Source organism: Arenimonas aestuarii, from assembly GCF_054781715.1.
In genome coordinates this window covers 260061-270423 of the sequence record NZ_BAAGTW010000008.1, presented here as the reverse complement: position 1 = coordinate 270423, position 10363 = coordinate 260061, and the positions used below count along the sequence as shown (strand labels likewise).

Sequence of the window (10363 nt, the reverse complement as noted above, 5' to 3'; positions counted from 1 at the left end):
CCATGACCGAATACGAAAAAGACCACGAATCCCCGCGCGAGGAACTCGCCAACGCCATCAGCCACGGGCTGGGGGCGCTGGCCGCGCTGGCCGGTGGTTCGGTGCTGGTCACGCTTTCGGCGTCGTTCGGGAACGGATGGCAGCTGGCGGGCGCGATCGTGTTCAGTGCCTCGCTTTTCCTGCTCTACCTGGCATCAACGCTCTACCACGTCACCAGCAACCTGGCCTGGCGCGGCCGGCTGAAGGTGTTCGACCACTGCGCGATCTTCATCCTCATCGCCGGCACCTATACGCCCTTTACCCTGGTCGGGCTGCGCGAGGACGGCGGCTGGTGGCTGTTCGCGGCCATCTGGACCCTGGCCATGGCCGGCGTGGTGTTCAAGTTGTTCTTCACCGGCCGGTTCAAGGGGCTTTCAACCGCCATCTACCTGGGCATGGGCTGGATGCTGGTCACCGCCCTGGGCCCCTTCCTGCGCCAGGTGCCGATGGACACCATCCTGTGGCTGCTGGCGGGCGGACTCTCCTACACGGCCGGCACGTACTTCTACATGCACAAGCGCATCCCGTTCGCGCACGCCATCTGGCACGGTTTCGTGCTGGGCGGCAGCGCCTGCCACTTCGTCGCGGTAACCCAGCACGTCGTCCCGAACTGAGAGCAGCCCTCAGCTGGCGATGTACTGCTGCAGCTGTTCGATCTCGAGGCGCTGGTCCTCGATGACGGCCTTGACCAGGTCGCCGATGGACACCATGCCGACGACCCTTTCGCCGTCGATCACCGGCAGGTGGCGGATGCGGCGGTCGGTCATGACGGCCATGCAGGTCTGGGCGGTGTCGGTTGGCCCGACGGTCACCACCGGATGCGACATGATTTCACCGACCGGTGTCTGCGCCGAGGAGCGTCCCTGAAGGATGACCTTGCGGGCGTAATCGCGCTCGGTGGCAATGCCGACAAGTTCGTCGCCCTGCATCACCAGCACCGAACCGATGTGGTTCTCCGCCATCAGCCGGATGACTTCCAGCACCGGGGCCTCCCTGGGCACGGTGACCAGGCGGTCAGCCTTGCCGGCCAGGATCTGGTTGACGTTGCGCATGCAGCGGCCCTCCGTGATTCCCTGGGGCCAATATACGCCGGGATGGCGGCGATGGGGACCGGGAAGGGGGCAATTCCCGGCGGGAAATTGCACCCGCCCCTACCGGGGCAGCCTGGCCTCCGAGACCAGGTACAGCGGCCGCTGCTTCACCTCGATGTAAAGCCGGCCCAGGTACTCGCCAATGATGCCCAGCGCCACCAGCTGCACCCCGCCCAGGAACAGCATCACCGTCATCAGCGACGGCCAACCTTCCACCGGATCGCCCCAGAGCACGGTGCGCGCGACGATCCACAGACCCCAGGTGAACGCGCCCAGCGCGGTAAGCACGCCGACGTAGGTGGCCAGGCGCAGCGGCACCGTGGAAAAACTGGTGATGCCTTCCAGCGCCAGGTTCCACAGCCGCCAATAATTGAACTTGCTGCCACCGGCCAGGCGCGGCGCGCGGTCGTAGGGCAATGCCACCTGCCGGAAACCCACCCAGGTGAACAAGCCCTTCATGAAACGCTGGCGTTCGCGCACTTGCCCAAGCGCATCAAGGACCGGCCGCGACATCAGCCGGAAATCGCCGGTGTCGGGGGGAATGGACGTGTGCGAAAGCCGCGTCATCACCCGGTAGAACGCCGCCGCGGTGAATCGCTTCAACCAGCTTTCGCCGTCGCGCCGGATGCGGGTGCCGTAAACAACGTCGAAACCTTCGCGCCACTTCGCCACGAACTGCGGGATGAGTTCGGGCGGATCCTGGCCGTCGGCGTCGATCACCAGTGCCGCTTCGGTCTCGACGTGGTCCAGGCCGGCGGTCAGGGCAAGCTCCTTGCCGAAATTGCGGGCAAGGCGCAGCAGCTGGACGCGCGGATCTTCGGTGGCCAGGGACTGCAGCACCTGCCAGGTACCGTCGCGACTGCCATCGTCGACGTACAGCACCGTCGCCTGCGCATCCAACCCGTCCAGCACCGCGGCCAGCCGCCGGTGCATCTCGGGCAGCGATGCCTCCTCGTTGAAGGCGGCGATCACGATGGTCAGGGTTTGGCGGGGCGGCATCTGGTCAGTTTACTGCGACTGGAGGTAGGCCGGGCCACCGAGCTGCCTCACCTGCCGCTGGATCCAGGCCGCCCGCCGCTGCACGTAGGGACCGGGTCGGGCGGCGCTGTATTGCTTGGGATTGGGCAGCACCGCCGCGAGCAGGGCGCATTCGTAAGTGGTCAGCGCGCTGGCGGGTTTGCCGAAATGGGCCTCGGCGGCGGCCTGGGCCCCGTAGATGCCATCCCCGAATTCGGCGATGTTCACGTACACCTCGAGGATGCGCTGCTTGGACCAGAAAGCTTCGATGAGCACCGTGTACATCGCCTCGATGCCCTTGCGCAGGTAACCGCCGCCGCCCCACAGGTACAGGTTCTTGGCCACCTGCTGGCTGATCGTGCTGGCCCCGCGCACCCGTCCGCCTTCGGCGTTGGAATCGAGCGCCTTCTCAATCGCACGCAGGTCGAAGCCCGAATGATCCGGGAACATCTGGTCCTCCGCCGCCACCACCGAGATCGGCAGACAGGCGGCAATCTCGCCGGCGTCGCGCCAGTCCTGGCGCAGCGTGAAGCCCGGCTCGCCAATGCCTTCGGCCTGCCGGATCAGCATGAACATCGACGTCGGCGGATCCAGCCAGCGCAAGGGCGCCACCTGCAAGAGCATGATCACGGCCAGCCACACCGGTAGCCACAGCAGCCGCCGCAGCCACCGCCGTTTCCGTTTGTTTCCAGCCGTCATCGCCCCGCCTTGCCAGGAGTGCCTTGAGCCGCGAATCTCTTCCTTGCACGGGACAAAGTCAAAAGATTCGCGGCTCAAGGCACTCCTGGCAAGGCTGGCGGACGTAAAATGGGCCCATGGACAAACACCCTGATGCCGACACCCTTACCCGCTTCATGCTTGAACGCTCCGGCGTTCGCGGCATCGTCGTGCACCTGGACGAGGCCTGGCAGCAGATCGCCGGCCGCGCCCACTACCCGGCGTCGGTGGCCGCCCGCCTGGGCGAAACCTGCGCCGCGGCGGCGCTGTTCACCGGCCATGCCAAGATAAACGGCCGGCTCAGCGTGCAACTGCGCGGCACCGGCGCGCTGCGCACCCTGTTCGCCGAATGCACCTCCCAGGACACCGTGCGCGGCATCGCCCACTTCGAGGAGCCGTTGCCCGAACCGCTGAGCCCGCGTGCCTTCGGCGACGGCTCGGTGCTGGCGATCACCATCGAATCCACCCCGCCCGGCAGCCGCGAGCCCACCCGCTACCAGGGCCTGGTTGGCCTGGACGCCGACACCCTGGCCGATGCCTTCGAAGGCTACTTCCAGCAATCCGAACAATTGCCGACCCGCCTCCTGCTGGCCAGCGGCGAAGGGCGCGCTGCCGGCCTCATGCTCCAGCAGCTGCCCGGCGGCCACGGCGATCCCGACGGCTGGGCGCGGGTGCAGGCCCTGTTCGAGACCCTGGCCGGCCCCGAACTGGCGCAGACCCCGGTCGAAACCCTGCTCTGGCGCCTGTTCCACGAGGAAGACGTGCGGGTGCTCGATACCCGGCCGCTGGCCTTCGCCTGCAGCTGTTCACGCGAGCGGGTGGCCGAGATGTTGCGGGGGCTGGGCGCCGACGAGGCCCGGGCCGCGCTGCGGGACGGCGTGGCCGAGGTGCACTGCGATTTCTGCGGGCAGGGCTACCGCTTTGAACCTGAACAGATCGAGGCCTTGTTCAGCCCCAGGCCCACCGCGCCCGGCCCCACCAGCCTGCAGTAACCCCCTCCCTCTTTGCCGTCCTGTTAAAAAGTGGTAAATTCACCGCTAACCGTCCGGGAACTTTCCCGCCGGAGCCTGCCCTAAGCAGAGCCAACTAGGACGCCCCCCCCATGTCGCCGCTGCTGCGCCCCATCGCCGGAATCGTGCTTGCCCTCGCGGCGGCTTCCGCGTTCGCGCAGACGCCGCCCCCGCTGTACATCCCGCAGGCCGACGCGCAGGACGAAGACAGGGCCGGCAATACCACGGCGCTGCCGATCCTCAACAACCGCAGCGGCCAGTTGGAAGGCTTCCTTCTCATCGACCGCGGCACCGGCAAGGACAGCTCCCTCGACCGACTGCTGGGCCGCAATGCCGCGCCCGCCGCCGGCGCAGGCGTGGTGCTGCCGATGGACAACGGCCGCCGCGTGGGCGCCAGCCTGCAGCTTGAGGCCAATCCCACTTTGGGCCTGCTGTGCGACAACAGCGCCGTCGCGCGCAGCGTCGGCCAGCTGGCGCAGCACTGCCTGGCCGCCAACCTGGCCAATTCCGGTACCGCGATCCCGCTGGCGCTGTCGCGGCCGGGCCTGCGCGCCAATGCCATGTTCGAAGGCGACCGCAGCCGCATCACCGCCAGCATCGGCCTCAACCAGTTCGATACCCAGGCGCCGCTGCTGCTCCCCGGCGCGCGTTTCGGCGGCGCCCAGAGCGACCTCATCCTCAGTCTCGCCGGCGCCAACATTGAAGAAACCGACGTCGGCCTGCTGGGCGAAATGCAGGTTGGCCAGACCGGCTGGATAAGCATCGGCGGCACGCTGGCCCGCGCACGCATCGTCGGTGCCAACCAGCTGCCCGGTGGCGTGCGCCCCGAGTGGAACACCGGCACCCTGCGCCTGGAGGCGGGCTTCGGCGACTTCGGCGGCGAAATCGTCGGTCGCATCATCGAACTGCCGGGCAGCCCGGCCAGCTACAGCGACGTCGGCATCGGCGTCACCTGGCGCGCCCCCTGGCAGGCCCGCCTCAGCGTCGGCGCCGCCAGCGTCGTCAGCCGCGGCCAGAATCCCTTCCGCAACACCACGGACGACGAGGACGAGTCGACCCGCGTCCCCTACATCCGCTACGAGCAGGATCTCTGATCCCGCCAGCCATCGTGGCAGCGCCTCCGGGCGAGAATCGGGCCGCCGGCATTCTGTGATGCAGTTCCTCGGTCTTCACGCCGCCTCCACGTAGCATTCCGGGCATGCCGCGTGCCGACGTGCACGTCCTTGTCGCCTTGCCCCCGGACCGCGATGAACCTGGCCACCCGTCCCATCCAAGACCGTCCGTCCCTGCGCGATGGCCCCGTCGCATGAATCGCGCCCTTGAGCGACCCGAAGACGAGCTGCTGGATACCCTGCCCTGTGCCCTGCTGCGCTTCGACGCATCCGGGCGCGTGCGCGCGTGCAACGCCAGGCTGCTGGACCTGCTAGGGCGCAATCGCCGCCAGGTGACGGGCAGCCGCCTGGACACCCTGCTGACCCCCGGCAGCACCATGTTCCTGCGCACCTACGTACTGCCGCTGCTGATGGGCCGCGGCCAGGCCGACGAAATCGCGCTGGACCTGCAGCACGTGGACGGCAGCGAACTGCCCGTGCTGGTTTCCGCCCGCCGCGAAGGCCTGGGCGCCGACGCCGTCGTGCACTGCGCCATCCTGCCGGCACCGCGCCGCACCGACCAGGAACGCGACCTGCAGCGCGCCCGGCGCGAAGTCGAGCGCGCACGCGGCCATCTCGAACGCGCCAACGCCGAACTGGACCGCTTCGCCGCCAGCGCCGCGCATGATCTTTCCGAACCCACCCGGAAGGTGCGCGCCTTCGGTGACCGCCTGTTGCACAGCCAGCGCAGCCAGCTGCACCCCGGCGACCGCGACTACGTGGCACGCATGCTGGCCGCGGCCGAACGCATGCAGGGCATGATCGACGGCCTGCACCAGCTGGCCCGCTCCGGCCAGGCCAGCGAAGGTCGCCCGCGCCGGCAACTGGCCGAGGTCGTCAGCCAGGTCCTGGGCGATTTCGACCGACATATCACCGCCGCCGCCGCCGAAGTGATCGTCGGCGAGCTGCCCGATGTCGACGTGGATGCCGTCGCCGTCGGCCAGGTGCTGCAGAACCTGCTGGCCAACGCCATCACGTACCGCCGCGACGGCGTGGTGCCGGAAGTGCAGATCGAAGCCGGCTGGCTCGAGCCCGCCGATGCTCCCACCTGGTGGCTGCGCGTGCGCGACAACGGTACTGGCTTCGCCCCGGAGCACGCCGTCCGCCTGTTCGAACCCTTCTTTCGCCTGCACGACAAACACAAATACCCTGGCGCCGGCCTCGGCCTGGCAACCAGCCAGCGGCTGGCCCGGGGCCTGGGCGGCGACCTGCGCGCGGAGGGGCGGCCCAACGAGGGCGCGAGTTTGACGCTTACGCTGCCGGCCTGAGTCGCTGCACCTGCACGCCGAAACCCTGGCCTTCCATCGAATGGGCCAGCAGCTCCAGCTGTCGCCGCGGCCCCCGACGCACCATCACCGGGCGCCCGGCACGCAATTCCGCGTAAACCGGCCCGGCTTGCCCGCGCAGGTATATGCGCAGCGATTCCAGCGTGCGCGCGGGCTTGTCGAGCAGCCGGTGGTGCGAAAACACCACCAGCGCGACGTCGTCGACGGCGCCGCCGTGGCCTGAGTGAATGTTGTCCATGCTTCACCCAACGCAGCTTGGCCGTGCTGTGGGACAGGGCCAGGCGCGCGACGCCCCTGCTCAGGCCCCGTAATACTCCCGGAACCACGCCACGAACCTGGCCACGCCCTCTTCGACCGACACGACCGGCCGGTAGCCGATGTCGGCGATCAGGTCGGATACGTCGGCTTCGGTATCCGGAACGTCGCCCGCCTGCAGCGGCAGCATTTCCATCACCGCCTTGCGGCCCAGGTTGCGTTCGAGCAGCTCAATGAAGTGAAGCAGCTGCACCGGCTTTTCGTGGCCAATGTTGTAGATCCGATAGGGTGCCACCCCGCTTGTCGCGGGGTCGGGCTCGAGGCTGCGCCATGCCTTGTCCCGGCCGGGCGGGACATCCAGGGTGCGAACGACGCCTTCCACGATGTCGTCGATGAAGGTGAAGCTGCGCGAATGCTTGCCGTGGTTGAACACCTTGATCGGCCGGCCTTCTGAAATCGCCTTCGCGAAAAGGATGGGGGCCATGTCGGGACGGCCCCAGGGCCCGTACACGGTGAAGAAGCGCAGCCCCGTGCAAGCGATGCCGTACAGGTGGGCATAGCTGTGCGCCATCTGTTCGTTGGCTTTCTTGGTGGCTGCGTACAGGGTGAGCGGGTGTTCGGCGGATTCGTGCTCGGAGAAGGGCAGCTTGCTGTTCGCGCCATACACCGAGCTGGTGGAGGCGTACACGAGGTGTTCCACCTGGTGGTTGCGACACCCTTCGAGGATGTGGAGGAACCCAACGACATTGCTCGACACGTAGGCATGCGGGTTGGTCGATGCATAGCGCACACCGGCCTGCGCGGCCAGGTGAACCACCCGGCTGGGCGATGCTTTCGCGAACAGCGCTTCGATCGCCTCCCGGTCCGCCAGGTCGGCGTGCACGTGCGTGTAGCCCGGAAGACTTTCAAGCCTCGTGAGGCGTGCCCGCTTGAGCGAGGGGTCGTAATAGTCGTTGAGGTTGTCGACCCCGACGACCCGCATGCCCCGGCCCAGGAGGGCCCTGGCCACGTGGAATCCAATGAAACCCGCGGTCCCGGTAACGAGGATGGTCATGGCTCACTCCAGGCGAAAGGTGGCACCGGGTGCCCGTTACAGTCGCTCGTCCGCCAGGCCTTCCGGCAAGGCATGCTTGATGTCGTAGAACACGCCCCCGGAACGGGCGAGGGAGCGAAGATAGTCGCTGCCCAGTTCGCGGAACGACCGGTGGGCCACGGCCAGCACGACGGCGTCGTAGGCGCCGGGTTCGGGCTCGGCCACCAGGCCGATCCCGAGCTTGCCGCCAGCCTCCGCCGGATCGACCCAGGGGTCGAAGACATCCACCCTGGCGTTGGCGGCCTCGAACTCACGCACCAGGTCCACGACCCGGGTATTACGCAGGTCGGGGCAGTCTTCCTTGAAGGTCAGGCCCAGGACAAGAATGCGTGAGTCCACGACGTTGAGCCGCCGACTCGCCATCAGCGCCATGACCCGGTGGGCGACGTAGATACCCATGCGGCTGTTGATGCGTCGAGCCGCCAGCATCAGTTCGGGGTGGTAGCCCAGCACGCTGGCCTTGTGGGTCAGGTAGTAGGGATCGACGCCGATGCAGTGCCCGCCGACCAGCCCTGGGCGGAAAGGCAGGAAGTTCCACTTCGTGCCGGCGGCCGCCAGCACTTCCCGGGTATCGATGCCCATCTTGTTGAAGATCATCGCGAGCTCGTTGATCAGCGCGATGTTGACGTCACGCTGGGTGTTCTCGATGACCTTGGCGGCTTCCGCCACGCGAATGGAGGAGGCCAGGTGCGTGCCGGCGGGGATGATGCCGGCATACAGCGCATCAACGAAGGCGGCGGCCTCCGGGCTTGAGCCGGACGTGATCTTGATGATCGTTTCCAGCGTATGCACGCGGTCCCCTGGATTGATCCGCTCGGGGGAATAGCCGCAGAAGAAGTCGGCGTTGAAGCGGAGCCCGGATGCCTTCTCGAGGATGGGTACGCAAACCTCTTCCGTGGTGCCGGGGTAAACGGTCGATTCGAACACGACCACCGCCCCTGGCTTCAGCGCCCGTCCGACCGTCTCGCTGGCCACCCGCAAGGGCCCCAGGTCCGGCTGGTTCGCCTCGTCCACCGGCGTTGGCACGGTGACGATGAAAACATCGGAGCCCGACAGGTCGGCCGGGTCGGAACTGAATGTCAGTCCCGTCGCTGCGCCGAACTGCGCGTCCGTGACTTCGCCCGTGTGATCGTGCCCGGCACGCAGTGCCGAGAGGCGCTCCTGGTTGACGTCGAAGCCCAGGGTCTGGTGACCGCGGCCAAAGGCCATGGCCAGTGGAAGGCCCACGTATCCCAAGCCAACTATGGCAACCCGGACCTGCCGCAGATCCTGTCCCCATAGGTTTGTCATCGCCCGTACACATCCTCGAAACGCACGATATCGTCTTCCCCGAGGTAACTGCCCGACTGCACCTCGATAAGCTCCAGCGGAACCTTGCCGGGGTTTTCCAGCCGGTGTTTGCTGCCCAGCGGAATGTAGGTGCTCTGGTTCTCGGCCAGCAGGAAGACCTCGTCGCCGCAGGTGACCCGGGCAGAACCACTGACCACGATCCAGTGTTCGGCGCGGTGGTGGTGCATCTGCAGGCTGAGCGCCGCACCGGGCTTCACCACGATGCGCTTCACCTGGAAACGTTCGCCGCTATCAATGCCGTCGTAGCTGCCCCAGGGCCGATAGACCTTTCGGTGGATGCTGGCCTGGGGCCGGCCTTCGCCCTTCAGGCGGGCAACGATCGCCTTCACCTCCTGCACCTGGTCGCGCGCCGCCACCAGCAGCGCGTCGTCGGTGTCCACCACGATCACGTCGTCCAGGCCGAGCAGGCTGACCAGTCGGCGGCCGCCCCAGGCCAGGGTGTTGCGGCAATCAAGCGCGATCACGTCGCCGTGGTGGGCGTTGCCGTCGGCGTCCTGGTCGGCGATTTCCCAGAGGGCATTCCAGCTGCCCACGTCGTTCCAGCCCACGTTGATGGACAGCACGGCGGCCTTGTCGGTTTTTTCCATCACCGCGTAGTCGATGGAGTCCGCAGGGCAGGCTTCGAAAGCGTCGCGGTCCAGGCGCAGGAAATCGACGTCGCGCTGCGCCTTCTCAAGCGATTCGCGGGCGGCGGCGACCATGGCCGGCGCGTATTTTTCCAGTTCGGCCAGATAACTCGAGGCGCGGAACAGGAACATGCCGGAGTTCCAGAAGTAGTCCCCGCTGGCAACGTAGGTTTCTGCGGTGGCCTTGTCGGGCTTTTCGACGAAGGCTTCGACCGGCTGCACACTCGACGTCGCGGCCCCCGCCTTGATGTAGCCGTAGCCGGTTTCGGGGCCGGTGGGCACGATGCCGAAAGTGACCAGGGCGCCCTCGCCCGCCGCGGCGCAGGCGGCCTGCACGGCGGCGCGGAAACCGGCTTCGTCGGCGATGACATGGTCCGACGGCAGTACCAGCAGCAGCGGGTCGGCGCCGTCGGCGCGGGCCTGCAGCGCGGCAACGGCAATCGCCGGGGCGGTGTTGCGACCCACCGGTTCAAGCACGATGGCCGAAGGCACGGCGCCGACCCGGCGCAGCTGTTCGGCCACCATGAAACGATGGTCTTCGTTCGCCACCACGATCGGCGCGACCAGCCCGTCCAGGCCCTCGAGGCGTTCCCAGGTGGCTTGCAGAAGCGACTTTTCGCCCACCAGCGGCTGGAACTGCTTGGGGTGGGTTTCCCGCGACAGGGGCCAGAGGCGAGTGCCGGAGCCGCCGGATAGCAGGACGGGGACGAGTTCGGTCATGGGTATCG

At 67.5% G+C, this 10363-nt stretch carries 11 protein-coding genes; 4 read left to right on the top strand and 7 right to left on the bottom strand.

Annotation, left to right across the window (positions count from 1 at the left end):
* Window positions 1-2 precede the first annotated feature (2 nt).
* Window positions 3-653 carry a PAQR family membrane homeostasis protein TrhA gene (trhA, locus tag ACYVJH_RS13200; protein WP_460455111.1) on the top strand — a complete coding sequence of 217 codons (651 nt, stop codon included), beginning with the start codon at window positions 3-5 and terminating at the stop codon, window positions 651-653.
* Window positions 654-662: 9 nt separating this feature from the next.
* Here trhA and ACYVJH_RS13195 read toward each other — a convergent pair whose 3' ends face one another.
* From ACYVJH_RS13195 to mtgA, 3 genes are all read right to left on the bottom strand, one after another.
* Window positions 663-1091 (bottom strand): CBS domain-containing protein, encoded by a 429-nt coding sequence (locus tag ACYVJH_RS13195; RefSeq protein ID WP_460455110.1) that lies wholly within the window; start codon window positions 1089-1091, stop codon window positions 663-665.
* A 99-nt stretch (window positions 1092-1190) separates the two neighbouring features.
* The gene (locus ACYVJH_RS13190) at window positions 1191-2129 is read right to left on the bottom strand and encodes a glycosyltransferase family 2 protein (protein ID WP_460455109.1); all 939 of its coding nucleotides are present in this window, start codon (window positions 2127-2129) and stop codon (window positions 1191-1193) included.
* Between the two features lie 9 nt (window positions 2130-2138).
* Window positions 2139-2846, bottom strand: coding sequence for a monofunctional biosynthetic peptidoglycan transglycosylase (gene mtgA, locus ACYVJH_RS13185; protein ID WP_460455108.1), 708 nt, complete (start codon window positions 2844-2846; stop codon window positions 2139-2141).
* 116 nt (window positions 2847-2962) lie between these two features.
* Here mtgA and hslO point away from each other — a divergent pair, with 116 nt between their 5' ends.
* The 3 genes from hslO (at window position 2963) to ACYVJH_RS13170 (ending at window position 6293) form a co-directional block, all read left to right on the top strand.
* A complete protein-coding gene (gene hslO, locus ACYVJH_RS13180) occupies window positions 2963-3856 on the top strand; it encodes an Hsp33 family molecular chaperone HslO (RefSeq protein WP_460455107.1) in 894 nt (297 codons plus the stop codon).
* A gap of 110 nt (window positions 3857-3966) precedes the next feature.
* Window positions 3967-4968, top strand: coding sequence for an XOO1806 family protein (locus tag ACYVJH_RS13175; RefSeq protein WP_460455106.1), 1002 nt, complete (start codon window positions 3967-3969; stop codon window positions 4966-4968).
* Between the two features lie 212 nt (window positions 4969-5180).
* A complete protein-coding gene (locus ACYVJH_RS13170) occupies window positions 5181-6293 on the top strand; it encodes a sensor histidine kinase (RefSeq protein ID WP_460455105.1) in 1113 nt (370 codons plus the stop codon).
* On the opposite strand, the gene ACYVJH_RS13165 is transcribed toward ACYVJH_RS13170, so the two are convergent.
* The 4 genes from ACYVJH_RS13165 to ACYVJH_RS13150 are packed head-to-tail and all read right to left on the bottom strand — an operon-like array spanning window position 6277 to window position 10355.
* Entirely contained in the window at window positions 6277-6549 is a 273-nt protein-coding gene (locus tag ACYVJH_RS13165) for a hypothetical protein (protein ID WP_460455104.1), read from the bottom strand. The genes ACYVJH_RS13170 and ACYVJH_RS13165 overlap by 17 nt on opposite strands.
* A gap of 60 nt (window positions 6550-6609) precedes the next feature.
* Window positions 6610-7620: an NAD-dependent epimerase gene (locus ACYVJH_RS13160; RefSeq protein ID WP_460455103.1), complete on the bottom strand. Its 1011-nt coding sequence runs from the start codon at window positions 7618-7620 to the stop codon at window positions 6610-6612.
* A gap of 36 nt (window positions 7621-7656) precedes the next feature.
* The gene (locus ACYVJH_RS13155; RefSeq protein ID WP_460455102.1) at window positions 7657-8949 is read right to left on the bottom strand and encodes a nucleotide sugar dehydrogenase; all 1293 of its coding nucleotides are present in this window, start codon (window positions 8947-8949) and stop codon (window positions 7657-7659) included.
* Window positions 8946-10355, bottom strand: coding sequence for a mannose-1-phosphate guanylyltransferase/mannose-6-phosphate isomerase (locus ACYVJH_RS13150; protein WP_460455101.1), 1410 nt, complete (start codon window positions 10353-10355; stop codon window positions 8946-8948). The genes ACYVJH_RS13155 and ACYVJH_RS13150 overlap by 4 nt, the downstream gene beginning before the upstream one ends.
* Window positions 10356-10363 lie beyond the last annotated feature (8 nt).